Annotated in this window: 11 protein-coding genes; 2 read left to right on the top strand and 9 right to left on the bottom strand. The window is 71.9% G+C overall.

Annotation, left to right across the window (positions count from 1 at the left end):
* From INT51_RS19035 to INT51_RS19065, 7 genes are all read right to left on the bottom strand, one after another.
* On the bottom strand, positions 1-2,073 hold the full coding sequence (locus tag INT51_RS19035) for an acyltransferase family protein (RefSeq protein ID WP_193106930.1): 2,073 nt from the start codon (positions 2,071-2,073) through the stop codon (positions 1-3).
* A complete protein-coding gene (locus INT51_RS19040; protein ID WP_304502258.1) occupies positions 2,067-4,157 on the bottom strand; it encodes an acyltransferase family protein in 2,091 nt (696 codons plus the stop codon). The genes INT51_RS19035 and INT51_RS19040 overlap by 7 nt, the downstream gene beginning before the upstream one ends.
* Positions 4,154-6,253, bottom strand: coding sequence for an acyltransferase family protein (locus INT51_RS19045; RefSeq protein WP_193106931.1), 2,100 nt, complete (start codon positions 6,251-6,253; stop codon positions 4,154-4,156). Before INT51_RS19045 ends, INT51_RS19040 begins: the two co-directional genes overlap by 4 nt.
* Before the next feature lie 16 nt (positions 6,254-6,269).
* Entirely contained in the window at positions 6,270-7,583 is a 1,314-nt protein-coding gene (locus INT51_RS19050) for a M18 family aminopeptidase (protein WP_193106933.1), read from the bottom strand.
* Between the two features lie 40 nt (positions 7,584-7,623).
* Positions 7,624-9,636, bottom strand: a complete 2,013-nt coding sequence (locus tag INT51_RS19055) for a DUF6541 family protein (protein WP_193106935.1) — start codon at positions 9,634-9,636, stop codon at positions 7,624-7,626.
* 4 nt (positions 9,637-9,640) lie between these two features.
* Complete coding sequence (locus INT51_RS19060; protein ID WP_226985949.1) at positions 9,641-11,935, bottom strand: acyltransferase family protein; 2,295 nt, start codon at positions 11,933-11,935, stop codon at positions 9,641-9,643.
* 450 nt (positions 11,936-12,385) lie between these two features.
* A complete protein-coding gene (locus INT51_RS19065) occupies positions 12,386-13,414 on the bottom strand; it encodes a hypothetical protein (RefSeq protein WP_193106937.1) in 1,029 nt (342 codons plus the stop codon).
* Positions 13,415-13,527: 113 nt separating this feature from the next.
* Between INT51_RS19065 and tgt the strand changes: the two genes are divergently transcribed.
* Positions 13,528-14,823 (top strand): tRNA guanosine(34) transglycosylase Tgt, encoded by a 1,296-nt coding sequence (gene tgt / locus INT51_RS19070; protein WP_193106939.1) that lies wholly within the window; start codon positions 13,528-13,530, stop codon positions 14,821-14,823.
* A gap of 7 nt (positions 14,824-14,830) precedes the next feature.
* Positions 14,831-16,456 (top strand): hypothetical protein, encoded by a 1,626-nt coding sequence (locus tag INT51_RS19075; RefSeq protein ID WP_304502259.1) that lies wholly within the window; start codon positions 14,831-14,833, stop codon positions 16,454-16,456.
* Positions 16,457-16,532: 76 nt separating this feature from the next.
* On the opposite strand, the gene INT51_RS19080 is transcribed toward INT51_RS19075, so the two are convergent.
* Together INT51_RS19080 and INT51_RS19085 are read right to left on the bottom strand one after the other, a co-directional pair.
* The gene (locus tag INT51_RS19080; RefSeq protein ID WP_193106940.1) at positions 16,533-17,330 is read right to left on the bottom strand and encodes a hypothetical protein; all 798 of its coding nucleotides are present in this window, start codon (positions 17,328-17,330) and stop codon (positions 16,533-16,535) included.
* Positions 17,331-17,427: 97 nt separating this feature from the next.
* The gene (locus INT51_RS19085) at positions 17,428-20,430 is read right to left on the bottom strand and encodes a glycoside hydrolase family 2 TIM barrel-domain containing protein (protein WP_193106942.1); all 3,003 of its coding nucleotides are present in this window, start codon (positions 20,428-20,430) and stop codon (positions 17,428-17,430) included.
* Between the last annotated feature and the right edge of the window lie 124 nt (positions 20,431-20,554).

Raw genomic sequence — 20,554 nt, forward strand, 5'->3', positions numbered from 1 at the left:
TCACCATCCGAAACCGGCCTCGGTGAGCTGCCGGTCGGTCTCCTCGCCGGTGGACCGCATGTAGGTCGCGGTGGCATGGTCCTCGTCGAACATGACGTGGATGTTGCCGATCAGCGGCGGGCACGAGTACCCGGGGCAGATCACCGGGAGCAGGTCCACCGGGTACAGCCCGCCCGGACCGCGATCGGACAGCTCCGCGAGCACTGCGGCGTCCGGGCGCTCCTGCGGCATCACCGCGGGGTCGAGGGGCTGCGTGCAGTCCTCCGGGGTGCCGCCCGCCTCCAGACAGGCCACGGGGTCCTGTGCCACGCGCGGCGCATCGCGCAGGGCGATCACCTCGAATCCCTCGTCGAGCAGCTGGGGCACCGTCTGCTCCGTGACCGGGCTGACCCGTTCGGGCCCCTCGTGCAGGACCATAGTCGTCGAGACGGCGACGGCCTCGGGCTGCAGGGTGCGCAGGTACTCGAGGGCGGCGTCGTTCTGGGCGTCGCACTCCGGCCCCAGGTACGAGGCGATGCCCGGGGTGAACATGCAGCTGGGGGCGCGCAGGATGATCAGGCGCCAGCCATGCTCCCGGGCCGCCTCCTCGAGGGCGACCGCGCTCTGCGCCAACCGGGAGTTGCCGACCGCGACGATCACCGGCGCGCCCTCGGGGGCGTCGATCATGCGGCAGGAATCCGCGACGGCCTTGTCCGCGGGCTCGAACTCGCCCTCGCAGCCCGCTTCGAGGTTCTCCCAGTCCTGGGTGAGGACTGCGGCCGACGGGAGCGGCGCGGCGTCGCCGTTCGCGTCCGGGTGCGGCACGAAATCGGGATCCAGGACCCGCGCACCGGGATTGTCGGCGACCGCACGGCGCTCGGCCTCGTCGGCCGCCCGCTCCAGCAGTGCCCTCGCGCCGAGGGTGGGGCCCAGGGCGAGCACCAGCACCGACAGGACGACCAGGCCCGCACGCGGCGCCGAGATGTTCGCCCATCGCCAGCGCCGGATCGGGGTGTCCACCCAGCGGGTCAGCAGGTAGGCGAGGACCAGGCTGACCGCGATGATCGAGAGGCCGAGGACGGGGCCGGCCGCGGAGCGCCCGGTGGCCAGCAGGGTGATCGCCAGGATCGGCCAGTGGATCAGGTACAGCCCGTAGCTGATGTCGCCCAGGAGGGTGAACGGTCTCGAGCTGAGCAGGCGATCCGCTCCGAGGCGGGAACCACTGGTCCCGGCCAGGAACACCCCGGTCGCGCCCAGCAGCGGGACCGCGGCGATCCATCCCGGGAACATCGACCGGCCGTCGATGAGGGCGCCGGTGGAGATCAGCACCGCCAGTCCGGCCCAGCCCAGGGCCACCCGGGTGCGGCGGACCCGTGCGGTGCGCGGGCGCTCGCCGAGACCGGAGTCCGGGAGCAGGGCCAGCAGGGACCCGGCCGCGAACTCCCAGACCCGGGCGGTGGTGTCGAAGTACGCCGTCTCCTGCTGGGTCGCGGTCGAGACCACGGACCAGACGAAGGAGACCAGGGCGAGCAGGGCGAAGGTGATCAGCAGGATCCTGCGCGGGGAGATGCGCACACGACGCACGAGCAGCGCGCACAGGGCGAACAGCAGCGGCCACAGCAGGAACACCTGCCCCTGGATGGACAACGACCAGAAGTGCTGGAGCGGAGAGGTCGCGATGCTCGCGTCGGCCTCGTAGTCGGCGCCGCGGTGGATCAGCAGCCAGTTCTCGACCTGCAGGATCGAGGCGATGGCGTCGTGGATGGTGGGCATCCAGGTGCTCGCCGGCAGGAACAGCCGCACGGCGGCCAGGGTCCCGAGGATCACGACTGCAGCGGGGGGCAGCAGGCGCTTGAAGGTGCGCGCCCAGTAGGCGAGCGGGGCGATGGGTCTGCCCGTCTCCAGGCGCCGCACGAAGCTGCCGGTGAGGAAGAACGCCGAGATGAACAGGAAGACGTCCACGCCGCCGGAGACCCGGTCCATGAACACGTGATAGAGCACGACCAGGCCGATGGCGAGGCCGCGCAGGCCGTGCAGCTCGGTGCGGTAGTCGGAGGGCGCTGCGGCGTGCTGGCCGGCGCTCGGCGTCACCATCGGAACCCCGCGTCCTGGAGTCGTGCGGCGACGCCGTCCTGCATGGATCGTGAATAGGTCCCGGTGATGTGATCGTCGTCGAGGGAGACGATCACGTTGCCGATCACCGGAGTGCAGACGTCCTGGGGGCACACCAGGTCGTTGACGTCGATCGGATGGACAGCGGGGCCGAGCTCCGCGAGCAGGGCCGCATCCGGACGCTCGTGCGTCAGGTCCTGGTTCATCGCTGGCGTGCACTCCGGGCTCTCCGGGCCGTGCTCCGCGATGCAGGCCGGCGGATCTGCGGGAAGGCGAGGCTGGTCCCGCATGGCGATCACGTGGGTCCCGTCGTCGACGAGCTCGTCGAGGGTCTCCTTCATCCCGTCCAGGACGTCTTCGCCCTGATCGCGGTGGTTGAAGGTGGTGTTGAGCACGATGGCGTCCGGGGAGGCCCGGCGGATGTACGAGTGGGCGGCGTCGATGAACCGATTGCACTCCTCGTCGACCCGGTGGTGCGGGGTGTAGACGCACCCGCCCTTCCACAGGGTGACGACGGTCCATCCCTCCTCCTTCGCGACCTCCATGATCGAGGCGCTGACCTGCTCGAGCCGCGAGTTCCCGACCGTGATCAGCAGCGGGGCGCCCTCATCCGTCTGGACGACGCGGCAGCGGGCGAGCATCTCGCGCTCCTCGCCGGCCGGGGCGAGATCCCCCGAGCACTCCTCGTCGCCGTACACCCAGTCGCTGCCGACGGCCGCCGCGGTCGGCAGGAGCTCCGCGCTCGGGTCGGCGTCGGGATGCGGGGCGAACTCGGGATCGAGGACCCGGGCACCGGGATTGTCCGCGATGGCGCGCATCTGGGCTTCTCGCTGCTCGCTCAGCAGGTGCTGCTGCGCACCGACCACCGGAGAGAGCCCGAGCACCAGAGCGCTGAGCGCGACGAGACCGGAGCGCCAGGTGCGCGCCCCGGCCCAGCGCCAGCGGCGAACCGGGGTGTCCACGAGACGGGTCAGGAGCCAGGCGAGCACGAGGGCCAGGAGGATCAGCACGAGGCCATCCACGAGGCCCGCGCGGTCCTTCCCGGCATGGGCGAGGTAGAGCGCGAGCAGCGGCCAGTGCACCAGGTACAGGCCGTAGGAGAGGTCGCCGAGGATCCGGGCGGGCCTGGTAGCGAGCACCCGGTCCACCCCGAACCGGTGACCGGTCGTTCCGGAGGCGAGGACCAGCGCCGCGGCCGCCAGCGGCCAGGCGGCGATCCATCCGGGGAAAGCGCCCTGGACGTCGACCAGCAAACCGCAGGAGATCAGGCCGACGATGCCGGTCCAGCCCGCGACCATCCTGAGCACGGAAACCGACGGCGGGGCCGCAGCTCGTCGATGGTGCCGACCGCGCCGGGCGTCCCGGCGCTCCTCCCAGGCCGGCAGCGCCAATCCCAGCAGGCTGCCGGCGGCGAACTCCCACGCTCGCGCGAAGGTGTCGAAGTAGGCGATCTCCTGCTGCGTCGCCGTGGAGTAGATGGACCATCCGAAGGAGAGCAGCAGCACCGCACCGAACACCACGGCCAGCACGGACTGCGGTGCACGGCGCAGACGGCGCGCGGTGAGCACGGCGGCGGCGATGAGCAGGGGCCAGACGAGGAAGATCTGGCCCTGGATCGACAGCGACCAGAAGTGCTGGAAGGCGGAGGCCGCGGAGTCGTCGGCCGCGTAGTAGTCCACGCCGCGCTGGACCAGCACCCAGTTCTCCACGTGCAGCAGGGAGCCGATCGCGTCATGGATCGCAGGGACCCAGCGGTCCGGGGGCAGGATCAGGTACACCCCGGCCAAGGTCGCGAGGGCCACGACCGCGGTCGGGGGCAGGAGGCGCTTGAAGGTGCGCGCCCAGTAGGCGAGCGGGCGCATCGCGTCCCCGCGATCCAGGCGGCGCACGAAGGTTCCGACCAGCAGGAAGGAGGAGAGGAAGAGGAACACGTCCACGCCGCCGGAGACCCGATCGAACCACACGTGGTACAGGACGACCAGGCCGATGGCGAGGCCGCGCAGGCCATGCAGCTCGGGGCGGAAACGGCCGGCGTGGGTCGAGGCGGAGGCGGGCTCGGCGGTCACCAGCGGAAGCCCGATTCGGCGAGCTGGGCGTCGATCCCGCCCTGCATGGACTCCGCGTACGTGCCGGTGAGGTGATCGCGGTCCAGGGAGACCATGACATTGCCGATGACCGGGGCGCACACCCCGTCGGGGCACATCAGGGGGTTCGGGTCCACGGCGTGCACCTCTCCGTCGGTCGCGGCGAGGATCTCGGCGTCGGGCCGTTCCTGCGTGAGGGGTTCGGGCAGCGGCGGGGCGCACTCGGAGGCGTCCTGACCAGTCTCCTCGACGCACACCGGAGGGTCGATCTGCAGGCGGGGAAGGGCCCGCATGGCGATGATGGTGGAGCCTGAGGCGGTGAGGTCGCCGAGGGTGCTCTCCATGCCGTCGGGCACCGTCTCGGCGCCGTCGCGGCCGAAGGCGGTGGTGGTGGCGGCGACCACCTCGGGCTGCACCCGTTGCAGGTAGGCGTCGGCGGCGTCGCCGAAGGCATCGCAGTCGGGGGAGAGCTCCTGGTCGGGGGCGTAGGTGCAGCCGCCCTTCCATATCGTCACGAGGGTCCACCCCTCCCGCTGTGCCAAGGGGATCAGGGCGCCGGAGAGCTGTTCCATCCGGGAGTCGCCGACGCTGACGATCACGGGTTTGCCCGGATCTCCGGGGATCACACGGCAGATCGGCTCGAGCTGCTCGGTCTCCGCGTCCTGCGGGGCGAGCTCGTCGGTGCAGGCCTCGCTGCCGGAGACCCAGTCCTTGCTGATCAGGGCGGCGGTGGGGAGGACCGCGGCATCCGGATCGGCCTCGGGATGGACCGTGTAGTCGGGATCCAGGACCCGGGCTCCGGGGTTGTCGGCCACCGCGCGGGCCTCCGCCTCGCGCTGCGCACCCAGCAGGTACTGCTGCGCCCCGAACACCGGGGCGAGCCCCAGCACCAGGCAGGAGACGGCGACCAGGCCGCCCCGCCAGGCCTTCTCGCCCGCCCACGGCCAGCGTCGGATCGGGCTGTCGACGAGTCGGGTCAGAAGATACGCGAGGAGCAGTGAGAGCAGGATCAGCACCAGACCGTCGAGCGCACCGGCGCGGGCCTTCCCGGTGGCGGCGAGGTAGAGGGCCAGCAGCGGCCAGTGCACGAGGTAGAGGCCGTAGGAGATGTCGCCGAGCAGTCGTGCCGGGGCGGTCGAGAGCAGGCGGTCCACCCCGAACCGGTGTCCGGTGGTCCCGGCGATCAGCACGAGCGCCGCCGCCAGCAAGGGCCAGGCCGCGATCCAGCCCGGGAACGCGCCCTGCACGTCGATCAGCAGGCCACAGGCGATCAGGGCGAGGATCCCGACCCATCCCACGGCCATCCGCGGCATTGATCCGGCGGGGCCGCTCCGGCTGATGCGCCCGTCGCGACGCGCCTCCCACACCGGCAGGAGGAGACCCAGCAGGGAACCGGCGGCGAACTCCCACAGCCGGGCGAAGGTATCGAAGTAGGCGATCTCCTGCTGGGTCGCGGTGGAGTACACGGACCAGGCGAAGGAGGCGAGCAGCACCAGGGCGAACACGATCGCGAGCACCATCCGGGCCGGGCGCCGCAGCCACCGCGCGATGAGCACTGACGCTGCGATGACCAGAGGCCACAGGAGGAACACCTGGCCCTGGATGGACAGCGACCAGAAGTGCTGGAAGGCAGAGGCGACCGAGTCGTCGGCCGCGTAGTAGTCCACGCCTCGCTGGATCAGCACCCAGTTCTCGATGTGCAGCAGGGACCCGGCCGCATCGGTGATCGCCGGCATCCAGCGGTCTGCCGGCAGCAGCAGATACACCCCGCCGAGGGTTGCCAGGGCGACCACGGCCGTCGGCGGCAGAAGCCGTTTGAAGGTGCGCGCCCAATACGCCAGGGGGCGAGTGGGAACCCCCTGATCGATCCTCCGCAGGAACGTGCCGACCAGCAGGAACGACGAGATGAACAGGAAGACGTCGACCCCGCCCGAGACCCGGTCGAACCATACGTGGTACAGGACCACCAGACCGATCGCGAGGCCACGCAGGCCGTGCAGCTCGGGCCGGAAGCGCCCGGCATGGGTCGAGGGGGCCGCGGCAGCGTTCGCGCGGGAGGGAGCGGGGGACGTCGACATCGAGGGTGCGGGGCCGTCAGCCGAGCAGGAACGCGGCGCAGGCCTGCTGCAGCAGCACGGGGTCCGCGGTCGCGCACATCTCCCGCGCCGAGTGCATGGACAGCAGGGCGATGCCGACGTCGATCGTGGTCATCCCCAGTCGGGTCGCGGTGATCGGACCGATCGTGGACCCGCAGGGCATGGCGTTGTTCGAGACGAACTGCTGATGAGGCACCCCGGCCCGCTCGCAGGCGGCCGCGAAGGCGGCGATGCCCACGGCGTCGGTCGCGTACCGCTGCTGGGCGTTGATCTTCAGCATGGGGCCCTCGCCCAGGCGGGGCCGGGTCACCGGGTCGTGGCGCTCGGGGTAGTTGGGGTGGGCGGCGTGGCCGGCATCCGCCGAGAGCACCAGGGAGGAGGCGAACATGCGCCGCCGGGAGGCCTCGTCGCCGCCCAGGGCCGCGTGCGTCCGCACCAGCACGTCCTCGAGGAACGGGCCGGCGGCGCCGGAGCGGGTGGCCGAGCCGACCTCCTCGTGGTCGTTGGCGACCATCAGTGCGATCGGGGCATCGGCCTCGCGCCCTGCGGCGGCGACGGTGATCAGCGCCTCCACCTCGGCGTGCACCGAGGAGAGGTTGTCCAGGCGCCCCGAGGCGAGGAATTCCTGGTGCGCGCCGAACAGGGCGGGCGCCTGCGCGTCGACCGTCACCACGTCGAAGCCGACGATGTCCTCGGCCCGCACCCCGGCGACCTCGGCGTGGTCGGCCAGGATCTGGCGCACGTCGCCCGGGCCGAATCCGAGGATCGGCTGCATATGGCGCTGCGGATCGAGCTGCAGGCCCTCCTTGTTCACCGCGCGGTCCAGGTGCACGGCCAACTGCGGCACCCGCAGGATGCCGGGGGTGGACACCAGAGCGGTGGAGCCGTCGGCCAGGGCGAGACGGCCGGCCAGGCGCAGCTCGCGGTCCAGCCAGGAGTTCAGCAGCGGCCCACCGTAGATCTCGATGCCCGCCTGGGCGAGACCCTCGGCGCCGAGCTCCGGATTCGGCTTCAGCTTCAGGGCGGGGGAGTCGGTGTGCGCACCGACGATGCGCCACGGCGAGGCGGCGCCCGCCCCGTCCGGTGCCGTCCAGGCGATGATCGAGCCGTCGCGCACGACGTACCGGTCCCCGGCGACGTCGGAAGCTTCCCAGGGCGAGGTCTCGGCCAGCTCCGAGAAGCCGGCTTCCTCGAGCCGTCGCGCGGTCTCGACCACAGCGTGGAAGCTCGACGGCGAGGCGGTGACGAAGTCTGCGAGGTCCAGAGCGGTGGTGCGGGCGTGAGGAGAGGGCGCGGCGGCGAAGGAAGTCACGCGATCATTGAACCATCGTGGCGGTCGGCAGGTGCGGCGGTCAGCACGCGTCGACCTCGTAGAGGCGAACCTCTCCGACCTCGTGCACCAGATCGAAGCCGTCGGTGTCCTCGGAGATGTCCTGATAGCCGAGGTAGCCGGAGACCTCCGGATCGTCCTTGCCCAGACGGTGCTCCTCGAGGTCGAGGTAGTACAGCGGCTGATCCGTCGGGAGCGCCTCGCACACCTGCGGGTCCGTGCCGATGTCCTTGAGGTGGGAGTCGAGGTACCGCTCCTCGGGGGTCCGGCGCACCGTCATGTACATCCGATTGACCTCGCGGTCCGAGAAGGCGTAGGTGAGGCCGCCGCCCTCCCAGGGATCGGCGATGACGTACGCGTCCTCCGGGACGAACTCGGGCAGCTCCTCGAACATCCGGAACTCGTCGCCGGAGACGAGATCCGAGATCGCCCAGGTGCGGTAGGCCTCCGAGGCGTGCTCGTACTGCGCCTGCACCTTCGGGTCCTGGGAGACGTGCGAGGCCAGGCCGGTCGCCGCCAGGGCCCCGACGAGCAGCGCGACGACCGCGGAGATCACCGGTCGAGGCGAGCTGTCCCCGCGTCGACGCCGGGCCACGACGGTGACCAGCGCCCCCACGCCGCGCGCGAGGGTCTCGACCCCCTTCACGGCGACCGGCACGGAGACCAGGGTCAGGGCCGCGGCGGTGCGGAAGTTGTCGCGGTAGAAGAATCCGGCCAGCAGATCTCGCCAGGCCTCCTCCGGAGCGGCCGCGGACGCCCAGTAGACGATGCCGGGCCCCGCGAGCGCGAGGAGCACGAGCCGGTCCCGGCCCCTGCCCAGGAAGGCGGACAGGAGCCCCAGACCGCACAGGACGACGGCGATCATGAGGGTCGGCCGGCCCATCGCCCCGCCGAAGGCGACCTCGCCGAGGGCCTGCGGGGTGGACTGGAAGGTCGACCACGGGGCGGTGGCGGTGCTCGGGGTCATCAGGAGCCACACCGCGGCGATCGCCAGGGAGAGCGCCGCCAGCAGCCCTGCCCAGACGAGGTCCCCGCGCGGGATGCGGCGGACCTCACGGCCGCTGCGGGAGGGGCGGAGCACTGTGCGATCCAGATGCCGGATCAGCGCCGCGATCGCGACGGGGAGCACGATGATCAACCCCGCCAGGGCGGACCCCGGGTGGGCGATGCCCACGCCGATGCCGGTGAGGGCGATGATCAGAAGGATCTGCACGGGCGAGTCGAGCAGGGTGCGTCGAAGGACGGTGTGCAGGAGGACCGCGGCGAGCGCGGGGGCCAGCGCGAGCCCGAGGATGGTCGGGTAGACCAGGCCCCAGTCCAGCAGTACCAGCGGGAATCCGGGGAACGCGAACATCAGCGGACCGGCGATCAGTCGCACCGCCACGGAGGGCTTGACCAGCACCTCGATGAGCAGCCACATGCCCATCGGCCAGACGCCCAGCATCGTCACCAGCGCGAGCGCATGCACCGACTGGGGCAGATCGAGCCCTCCGAGGTCCTGGACCAGCGCACCGGCGGTGTGCCAGCCGTTGGGGTAGAGGAAGCCGCGCAGCAGCTCAGCGGTGTCGAACGGGGTCGCTTCCCCGGTGCGCCGGACAGCTTCGATGGCGTTGAGGTGGAGGGCATTGTCGAAGCGCTGCGCGATCGTCGTCGGCTCGACGAAGGCCTTCAGGAACAGCGGCACCATGAAGATCAGGGCGATGACCTGCCCGATCAGGTACTGGACGGCGGCTGGTCCGGACAGCAGCGACCAGCGCGGCATGCGCCGGCCCCAGGGGGTGGCCCAGGACCACAGGGCGCACACGGCCGTGACGGCGAGGGCGGTGCCCAGCACCCACAGAGGTCCCCAGTGCGCTCCAGTGACCCTGGCGACCATCGTCGAGGCGGCGATCACGGCCAGGGACACGGGCGGAGCGGCGACGAGCGCGGTCGGCACCGCGACGCGGGTGCACAGGAGGACAGCCAGCCCCGGCACGACGAACAGCGCGAGGGCGGCGAGCACCCCGGGGATGACTTCGGTCCACATTCCGCTCATGGTGTCACGCGGAGGCCGCGGTTCCGTGGTCCTCGAGGCCCCGTGTCATCGGTGCCACCAGGACTCCCTCGACGAAGGTGCGCGTGAGGTGGTTGTCGTCCATGTACACGTAGGACTCGCCGAGGATCGGGGAGCACCGGGAATCGGGGCAGATCTCGGAGGAGTGGTCGACCAGGACGACGTCTGCCGCGTCTGCCGTGTCTGCTGCGTCTGCAGCATCTGCAGCAGAGGGGGAGAGGTCGGCGAGCGAGGCGGCGGGGTTCTCGGCGGCGAGCTTGGCCGTGAGGTCGGCACCGCAGATCTCGTCGGCCTCGACCGGGGTGCCGCCGTCCTCGATCACGGACTCCGCGCACTGGAACTGGTCCTGCTCCCAGCGCGGGGTGTCCCGCATCCCGAGCACGTCGATGCCGCGATCCAGCAGTTCCTGCACGGCCGCCTCGGTACCGGCAGGCATGACCTCGTCCTTCGTCGCACTGGTCTGCGTCACGGCAGTGAGGACGATGTCGGGGGAGACCCTGTCGAGGTAGGACAGCGCGTAGTCCTCGTAGCCGCGGCAGTAGGCACCGCGCGGCTCGCCGACGATGAAGGAGCAGCCGTCCATGGCGAGGTTCACGATCTGCAGATCATGCTCCTGGGCGTAGGGGATCAGGGCCGGGATGAACTGGCGCGAGTGCGAGCTGCCGACCACCACGACGGTGCCCGCAGGGTCCGCGTCCGCGGGGAGCAGCTGCTGGCAGCGCACGTTGTGGTGGGTGCTCTGCGGCTCCCAGTCGCCACCGCAGGACTCCGGGAGCTCCGGCCACTGGTCGCCGAGCTGGTATCCGTGAGGCAGGATCTCGGCCGGGGCGATGGTCGCGACCTCGTCGGCAGGGACCTGTGTGGTGGCCGACGCGTCCGGATCCGGAGCGCGGCCCTGGTCCAGGGACAGCCACCAGCCGCCCGCGCCGGCGGCGACCAGTGCGAAGCTCGCGGCGATCGCGGTCAGCGCGCGCCAGGGCCGCGCTTCGAGCCAGCGGGAGCGGCGCACCGGGGCGTCGACGGCGCGGGTGATCAGCCAGGCCAGCAGGACTGCCCCGGAGAGCACGGCGAGTCCGTCGAGCAGGCCGGCGCGCGCCTGCCCGCTGTGGTGCAGCCAGATCACCAGGATCGGCCAGTGCACGAGGTACAGCGCGTAGGAGATGTCGCCGACGAAGGCTGCCGGGCGGGTCGACAGCACGGCGTCCACGCCCCAGCGCCGGCCCGAGTGCCCGGCGATCACCACCGCGCCGGCGGCGGCCAGCGGCACGATCGCGATCCAGCCCGGGAACATGGTCGAGACGTCCAGGACGATGCCACAGGCGAGCAGGGCGGCTATACCGGTCCAGCCGGCCAGCGCGCGCACGGTGCGCAGGCGGGGAAGCCCGCCTTCCTCCGGCCGGCGCGCGCCGGTGAGCCGGTCGATCACGGGCAGCGCGAGCGCCAGCAGGGAACCGGCAGCGAACTCCCACATCCGGGCGGCGGTGTCGAAGTAGGCGACCTGCTGCTGGGTCTGGGTGGAGATGACCGACCAGGTCAGGGAGGCGGCGCCGATCAGCAGCATGAGGACGATGAGCGGCCGGCGCACGCTCTTGCCGCGGCGTGAGCGGCGCACCACCAGCAGGAACAGCAGGGGCCACACCACGAAGGCCTGCCCCTGCACGCTGAGGGACCAGAAGTGCTGGAGCGGGGAGGCGCCGCCGGCGTCGCGGGCGTGGTAATCGACCTGCAGGAACACCAGCAGCGCGTTCTGCACGTACGCGGCCGACGCCACCGCCTCCTGCATCACCGTCGGCCACAGCGAGGAGGGCAGGAAGGCGGCGGTGCCGGCGAGGGTGAGCAGGATCGTCACCGCCGCGGGCGGCAGCAGGCGCTTGAAGGTGTGCAGCCAGTAACGCGGCACCCCGAGCGGGCGCCCGCTCTCCAGACGGCGCACGAACGTGCCGGTGAGGAAGAAGGCGGAGAGGAACAGGAAGACGTCCACGCCGCCCGAGACCCGGCCGAGCCAGATGTGGTAGATGGCCACCAGGCCCAGCGCGACGGCGCGCAGCCCGTGCAGCTCATGGCGGAAGATCGGGCGAGCACGACGGGCCTCGGCCGCGCCGTCCGGGGTGGCTCCCGGGATTCCTGCGGAGAGGTCTCCGGTGAGGTCGGCGGTTTCCGGGGGCGAGGAGCGGCCGCGACGGCTCTCGGCCTCGGGTGTCCAGGTGCCGGAGACGGAATCTGCGGTCGACCAGGCGTCCTCCGCCTCCCGCTCGGCGTGCAGCTCGATCGGTCCCTGCAGCCAGTCGCCGAGGGAGGAGGTGACCGTGGGAAGCGGACCTGCGGTCCAGGCCGTGAGGTCGGAGCGTGCCGGCTTCCTGATGGCCGGGGCCGGTGGCTCGGGGTCCCCAGCGGGCTCCGGCTCGGGCTCCTGGGTCCAGTCCTCGAGGTCATCGGCCAGCGGTGGTGCGGCCGACGGGTCCCCCGGCTGTTCCCAGCTGGAGGCGGACGACGTCGTGGCCAGGGCGTCGGCGATGGCGCGCTGGCGGGCCTGCTCCTCCTCGCTCAGCGGGCGCGCGTGCCGTCCTCCCCGGGGTGGGGCGGGGGGATCAGTTGCGTGTGGGGTGGGGGGATCCTCGGCGTCCGGGGTGGGGGGATCACTGGGCGAGCTGATCGTGATCCCCTTCCGTGCTGCTGTCGGCTCTGGTGTGCGCGGCGGGGTCCTGCCGCCGTGACTTTTCTGCGCTGGATCCTAGTGGATCGGGGGTGGGGCGAGGCTGTGGGCGCTCTGGTTGCCGTCGGGTGTGGAGGAGGATCCGCGCCGGCGCAGCAGCAGCACCAGCAGGAGCACGGCGATCACCGCCACACCGAAGGCACCGAGTCCCTGGACGATCCCGCGAAGCAGGCCCCACACCTCAGCCGAGGCGACCCCGGGACTCGCCATGAGCTGGAAGATCATGATGCGGATCGTCAGGGACACCGCGATCCAGGAGAGCCAGGTCACGCCCAGCGCGACCCAGGCCAGCAGCCGAAGACGACCCGTGGTCACGGCGACCAGCAGCCCGGCGACCGGAACCAGCAGGGCCTGTGCGAGGGACGCGAGCGTGCCCACGCCGGTGCCGATCAGTGAGCCCGCAGTGCTGGAGTACCCGAGGGTCGAGTTCACGAGGCCGGTGATCGGGATCAGGGTGAGGGAGACCACGGCGAGGACCAGCAGGACGACGACGAGCACCCCGGGGGTCAGCGGGATCCGGATCTCGCGTCGGTCGGCCGAGGGCTGCACGAGCACGAGGGCGCCGATGATCCCGATGGCGAGCGTCAGGGCCAGATCGCCGAGGAGCGAGAGGGCAGAGACGACAGTGGACATCGATCCGGGTGCGCCCGACATCACGGGGACCAGGTCCAGCACCCCGAACACCGCGGTCCACACGGGTGCCAGCAGTTCGAGGATCACCAGCAGGGCGAAGGCCAGCAGCGGGCGCAGGCCGATGTGACCGTTCGGCCGCCGCGCGCGCTGCAGCAGCCAGATCACGGCCGCCGCGAGCAGGACGCTCAACGGGCCGGTCACCAGGTAGAACGCCTGGACGATGTAGTACATCGCCGAGGCAGCACCTTCGGCGAGCATCAGCACCTGGTGCAGGGAACGGGCCAGGAGGACCAGGACGGCGAGGATCGTCACGGCGAGAGCAGGTCGACGCAGATCTCCTGCGGTCGCCGATGGGCCGACCGGGAAATCGACCTGCGGCGCCAAGGAGGCTGGACCTGCTGGGGGCTGCGACATCGGGGCGGGATCCTTCGTGGAGAGCAGTGACACGTGCCCCCCGATCTTAGAGGGCGCCGTGATCTGCGCCGCCCGTTCCCGGTGGTCGGGCGCCGTCGTGGGACCATATCCCGGTGACCGCTCAGCCAGCCCCTTCAGCCCTGACCCCGGAGCCCGCGACGTCTGCGCGCCGCTCGGGGTTCGAGATCGTCGCCCACGACGGCGAGAAGGCGCGCGCCGGGGTGATCACCACCCCGCACGGCGAGATCGCGACGCCTGCCTTCGTGCCCGTGGGCACCAAGGCCACCGTGAAAGCGGTGCTGCCGGAATCGATGAGCGACCTCGGGACGCAGGCGCTGCTGGCCAACGCCTACCACCTGTACCTCCAGCCCGGCCATGACCTGGTCGACGAAGCAGGCGGCCTGGGCGCCTTCATGAACTGGCCCGGCCCCACCTACACCGACTCCGGCGGTTTCCAGGTGATGAGCCTGGGCGCCGGCTTCAAGAAGGTGCTCTCCAGCGAGTTCTCCGGGGGCGAGAAGGCCCGCACCTCCTCGGGGGAGGACGACGCCGTCGCCGAGGGCAAGGAGCGCCTCGCGCACGTCGACGACGACGGGGTCACCTTCCGCTCGTTCATCAACGGCGACGAGCACCGCTTCACGCCCGAGATCTCGATGCAGATCCAGCACGGACTCGGGGCGGACATCATGTTCGCCTTCGACGAGCTGACCACCCTGATGAACTCCCGCATCTACCAGGAGCAGGCGCTGGAGCGGACCCGGCTGTGGGCGATCCGCTGCCTGGCCGAGCATGCGCGTCTCACCGCAGAGCGCACGCACCGGCCCTACCAGCAGTTGTGGGGCGTCATCCAGGGCGCCCAGTACGAGGACCTGCGCCGTCAGGCCTCTCGCGACCTCGGCGCGATGGACGTGGACGGCTGGTCCTTCGACGGCTTCGGGATCGGCGGGGCGCTGGAGAAGGAGAACCTCGGCACGATCGTGGGCTGGGTGACGGACGAGCTGCCCGAAGCCAAGCCGCGCCACCTGCTGGGCATCAGCGAGGTGGACGACCTGTTCGTCGCGATCGCCGCCGGGGCCGACACCTTCGACTGCGTCTCCCCGTCGAGGGTGGCGCGCAACAGCGCGGTCTACACCTCCACGGGTCGGGTGAATCTCACCGGCTCGAAGTACCGGCGCCAGTTCGCGCCGATCGACGAGACCTGCGACTGCTACACCTGCACGCACTACACCGCGGCGTACGTCCACCACCTGTTCCGGGCCAAGGAGATGCTCTCCTCGACGCTGTGCACGATCCATAACGAGCGTTTCGTGGTGCGTCTGGTGGACCGGATCCGCGCCTCCCTGATCAGCGGAGACTTCGCCGCGCTGCGTGAGGAGACGACCGGCGCCTACTACGGCTCCCCGCGGTGAGCGCGCCGTGAGCGACGAGTCCCCCTGGGCTCCACGGTCTGCTGCGGAGGCCGCGCCCTCCCACGAGTCGTCCCCGCCCTCGGCGGCCGTCCCTGCTCCCGCGCCGGAGAGCACCGGGGACGCGACCGCAGCCCTGGGGCTCGCGGTGGTGCTGCTGGCCCTCGCGGGGATCAGCGCCCTGCTCGGCGAGCACTTCCTGCTCGGCGCGCTGCGTCTGACCGCCGGAATCCTGACCGGTGCCGGGGCGGGAGTCCTCGCCCTGACCCTGCTGCGCCCGCGGCTCGCCTCTCGGCCTCGGCGACTGGTCGCGGGAGGCCTCGCGCTCGCCGTGGCCCTCGCCCTCACCGCCCCCGCCGTCCTCGCCACCCGCCTCGATCCGCTGGAGGACTCGGCGCAGGCGAACATCGCGGCACTCGGCGAGGGGGACACCGTGCATTCCGTGCCGGGCACCGACGCTCCGGTGCTGGTGCGCCGGGCCGACGGCACCGCGCAGCTGCTGCGCACCGGTCAGTCGATCGTGGTCCACTCCGCCCCCGAGGAAGTGGTCGCCCTCTCCGCCGACGGCAGATGGCTGGTCCAGGTGACGGGGGCGACCACCCGCGTCGCCCCCCTCTCCGCGGAGGCCGGCGCGGGCGAGGAGATCACCCTGGACGGATCCCCGCTCGCGCTGAGTGGAGACGTGATCGTCCTGCGCCACTGCGAGGAGGCCGACGCAGAGGCGGAGTCCTGCCGGCTCAGCGGCTACGACCTCACCGACCCCGCCCAGGCCCTGTGGACCGTCGCCGCGCCGGCGCAGGCCCGGGGCATCGACCCCGCCGGCGTCGACGTCCCTGCCCGCCCGCAGCAGGCGCCGGGCCTGCTGGACGCCGCCCGGGCCACCGGGGTGCTGCCGGCAGTGCCGCTGCGCTTCGACCCGGCGCAGGGCTGGCTCCAGCTCGACCCCGCGACCGGCTTTCCCGTCGGCCGTGTGCTGGCCGGCGCGGATCAGGAATGCCGCGTCACGGCGACCGGCCCGGCCCCGACCGCCGCGCAGACCGACCCCCTCGTGCTCACCGTCTGCTCCGACGACGGCGGTGCGCTCACGGCGACCGCGCACGTCCGCGGTGAGGTGCTGTGGGTCTCGGAGCCGTCCCCGGCCGGAGTGTGGAGCGTGCGGATGGGCCAGGGCCGGGTGCTCGCCACCGGCACCGAGGAGGGCACCGGGGAGGACGGCGAGATCGTCGCCTCCGAGCACCGTGCGGCCTGGACCGAGCCCGGGGCGGGGGCGCTGGACGAGGCCGTGGACGCCACCGCGCGGCTCGGGATCGACGGCGCCCGGATGGTGCTGGTCAACGAATCCGGGCAGCTGGTCGCCTACGACACCGCCGACGGCACGAACACCTGGACCCTGCCCGCTCCGCGCACGCCGGTGACCGGGACGCTCGAGGCCGCCACCGCAGTGGCGCTGGACCCGGTCGAACGCACCCGCTCCCTGGAGCCCCGCGGCGCGCAGCGACTGCGCGTCATCGATGCCGCCACCGGAGACGTCACCCACGACTCCGTGGTGGCCGGCGAGGTACGCGGCGTGCACGGGGTCGGGGACGGCCGCGCGCTGGTCACCCTGGGAGATCGCACCGTGCTGCTCGGTCCCTGAGAGGCCGGAGCTCCGAGGCGACGCGGCCCGGCCCTCACGAGGAGGACCGGGCCGCGACGACGGAGATCAGCGGGTCTCAGGCGGAGAGCTTCTTCTTCGCCGTGGAGAAGACCAGGTAGGCGCCGATACCCATGATGGCCACCATGATGAGCATGCGCACCGCATCGATGCCCGTGATGAGGCGGTAGCCGCCGACGGTGAACGTCGCCGTCATCGGATCGAACATCCCGGCCGCGCCGGCGACGATCCCCAGCACGACGCTGAGGATCCAGAAGACGACCACGGCGACCGGGATCGCCACCGCGACGACGATCCCGCCCACCCGTGCCTTGGCCCGACCCATCACGGCCGCCATGATGGCGAGGACCATGGCGACCAGGCTCACGAGCAGGTTCGCCAGCCACAGCAGGAGCGTGACCACGCTGGTACCGATCGCCAGAGAGCCCGGGTCCTCGCCGCCCTCGGCGAGGGCGGGGGCCAGGAGGAACTGTGCGAGGGTCGCTCCGAGCCGGATCAGCAGCAGCAGCGCCACCCCGATCAGGAGGCCCATCCCCAGCAGTCGCACCCGTGACCAGTTGACCCCGTCACCGGTGGTGAACTGCGGAGCAGCGCCCGTCGCGCCGGGGTACCCGGACTGCGCCGCGCCGGGGTACCCGGGGCCCGCCGCGGGCTGCGCGGACGGCTGTCCCCACGGATCCGCAGCCGGAGCCGGGCTGGGCTGGCCCCACTGGGACGGGGACTGCGCTGGGGGAGGGGTCTGGTAGGGGCCACCCTGCGCGGGCTGCCCCCACTGCGGCGGCTGCTGCTGTCCGTTCTGCTCGGGCTGTCCCCACTGCGGCTGCTGTCCGTTGTCTGGTCCGTACCCCTGAGTCATGCGTCTCCCTCTGCCCGGTGTCGCTGCGGCGCCACCTGACGCCCCGGACCAGGTTACCGGGCCGGGGCGCTGTGCAGAGGACGGGGAGGGTGCGACCTCAGGGTCGGAGGGCGGAGAGACGGAAGGAGAAGGTCTCCTCGCGCGCCGAGAGGACGTACTGCGGCAGCGGCAGCGGCCCACAGGCAGCAGAGCCCACGCCGTGCAGCGCCGCGGACAGCGTCACCCAGGTCGCGCCCTCGGGCCGCAGGGCCCCGTCGTGGTTCCGGGCATCCAGCTCGGCGGTCGACCAGGGCCGCACGGCGAGGCCCAGACCCGCCGGTGCCTGGAGCGCGAGTCCGGATCCGGAGCCGGCGGTCAGGGCGGCGCGCACGACGCCGGCGCGGTTGCCGTTCTCCTGCGGGAACACGTAGGGCACCTGCAGGTCCGCGAGCGAGGAGCGCCAGGACGCGAAGGTGGTGCCGCCGCCGGTGTCGGGGTAGGACTCGTGCGGCCCGTACCCCGCGAACTCGACCTGGTCCGGGCCCGAGGGCAGCGCGAAGGTCCACCCGATCCGCGGCAGCGGGAGGTCCTCGGGCCAGAACGGCGACGGGGTCACCGTCACCTGCACGTCCGCGCCGTGCTGGTCGCCGCTGAAGCGTTCGGTGACGTCGGCGCCGAGCGCCGAGCCGTCCAGGCCGATCCGGGAGCGGACCACCAGGGCGTTGCCGTCCTCGGGATCGGCCGAGATCTCGACCAGGCGTCGCCGGGCCACGTCCAGCCCGATGCGCTTCCACCGGGCCTCGAGCGGAGCGCGGGTGCGGGCGCGCTCGTTGTCGACCGGGGCGCGGTACAGGTCCACCCCGGCATGTTCGATCTCCAGCTCGCCGAGGCCGACGAGGCGGCCCAGGTCATCGAAGCGGGCCGGGCCGAGCGACCACGAGCCGTCGGCCGCCTGCTGAGGGGTCGACGGCGCTGTCTGGGCAGCGGAGGTCTCGACCCGCAGGCGCTCGGGGTCGACATGGTCGGCGGCGATGACGAGGTGCCCGGCCGGGACCGGACCCTGGGCCTCCCGGGTGCTCAGCCGCACCGTGGTGACCGCCCCGTCATGGCGCGGCAGCTGCACCTCGGCGCTGTCCCCGGGGGCGAGGGCGGGCAGCTCGAGCTCCTGCCAGCTCTCCTGTGCATCGCACGACACCTCGGCACGCAGATGGGCGAGATCCGAGAAGGCGTAGCGATTGGTCAGGCGCGCGGTGCCCGGAGACACCTCGAGCCCGACGGGGGAGTAGTGGTGCTTCGCATCCAACAGCCCCGGGGACGGCGTGCGATCCGGCAGCACCAGGCCGTCGGCCACGAAGTTGGAATCGTGCAGGCGCTCGCCGAAGTCGCCGCCGTAGCCGTAGATCCGGTTGCCCTCGGCGTCGGTGGTCTCCAGGCCGTGGTCGATCCACTCCCAGATGAAGCCGCCGTGCAGGGCCGGGTGCTTCTCCGTCAGCGCCATGTACTCCTTCAGGGAGCCGGCACCGTTGCCCATCGCATGGGCGTACTCGATCCACAGGAACGGCTTCGACAGCGCCGGCGGGTTCGCGAAGGTGCCCTCGGGCACCTCGAGCGAGAAACTGCGCAGCATCCGCGTGAGCTTGTCCTGGTACTCGGGGGACAGGTCGCGCCGGCCGATCTGCTCGGTCTCGTCGACCGTGGAGTACATCAGCGAGAACACGTCCACGTACGAGGCGGAGTAGTCCTGCTCGTAGATCACCGGGCGGGTGGCGTCGGTGGCGCGCACCTGGGCGACCATCGCCTCGGTGACGGGGCCGCTGGCGGCCTCGTTGCCGATGGACCACATCACGATCGAGGCATGGTTGCGGTCGCGGCGCACGAAGCGGTCCGAGCGCTCCACCAGGGATTCCTCGAACAGCGGGTTCTGCGCCGGGCCCTCGGCGGCGCCGGTGCCGTCCTCGCCCCAGGTGGAGTCGGCGTGGAAGCCGTGGGTCTCGAAGTCGCCCTCGCAGATCACGTACAGCCCCGCCTCGTCGCAGACCTCCAGGAACCGCTGCTGCGGCGGGTAGTGCGAGGTGCGCACGGCGTTGAGGTTGTGCTGCTTCATGAGGGCGACGTCGAGGTCCTGGTTGTCCAGGTGCTGGGTACGGCCCACGACCGGATCCGCCTCGTGGCGATTCACCCCGCGGAAGACGATGCGCTCGCCGTTGATGCGGAAGATCTCCCCGTCGACCTCGACGCGACGGAAGCCCGCGCGCAGCGCGACGGTCTCGCTCGCGGTGCGCACGGTGACGTCGTACAGGTGCGGGTCCTCCGCGGACCAGGGGCGCACCTCGCCCAGCTCGAGCGCGTCCTCGCCGGTGGGGGAGGTGAGGTCGAGATCGGGGATCTCGACGGTGGCCTCCAGCGGGGTGCCGTCGGCGTCGTAGGCGACGGCTCGCCATGAGCCGCGACGGGTGGCGGGGTCGAAGTCCGCGACGGTGACCAGGTCGTGGATGCCGCCGGTGGGGCGCAGCAGCAGGTCCACGCTGCGGAAGATGCCGGAGGCCCACCACATGTCCTGGTCCTCGACGTAGGTGTTCACCGACCACTGCACCACGCGCACGTCAAGTCGGTGCTCGCGAGGTGCGTCCGAGGAGGCGAGGGCGTCGGTGGCGTCGAACTCCTGGGTGAGGCGGGACCCGGCCGTCACACCGATCTCGACGCCGTCGATCCACACCTTGGCGGCGGAGTCCACGCCCTGGAAGCGCAGCAGCACGCGGGCTCCGCCGGCGAGGTCCTCGGCCCACTCCGCCGGGACCGTGAGCGTGCGGGAGTAGTGCCCGGTGGGGTTCTCATCCGGCACATGCGGGACGTCGCGCGGGATCGGGTAGATGACGTTCGTGTACTGCGGGGCGCCGTAGCCCTGCAGCTGCCACAGCCCCGGCACCTCGATCTCGGCGCTCTCGCCCAGGTCGGAGCCGTCGGCCCGCGTTCCGTACCGGAACTCCCAGGTGCCGTCGAGGTTCAGCTCGCGGGCGTCGGAGTGAAGGTGGGCGCGGCCGCGCAGACGATTGCGCCCGGCGGGCAGCTCCTCCCACCAGCGGTCGGTCGGATCGGCGGTGGGCGGGGCGATGGCGGTCATCCGGAGGGGCTCCTCATCGAGTTCGTGAACGTTCCCGAATCAGGCTACCCGGATATCCCCGCGGCGAGTAAGGGCACGGATCCGGCGGACGCCTCCTGGGGGAGGGTGCGCCGGTAGACTCCCT

The organism is Brachybacterium sp. FME24 (assembly GCF_014897705.1).
In the GTDB taxonomy this organism is placed as follows: domain Bacteria; phylum Actinomycetota; class Actinomycetes; order Actinomycetales; family Dermabacteraceae; genus Brachybacterium.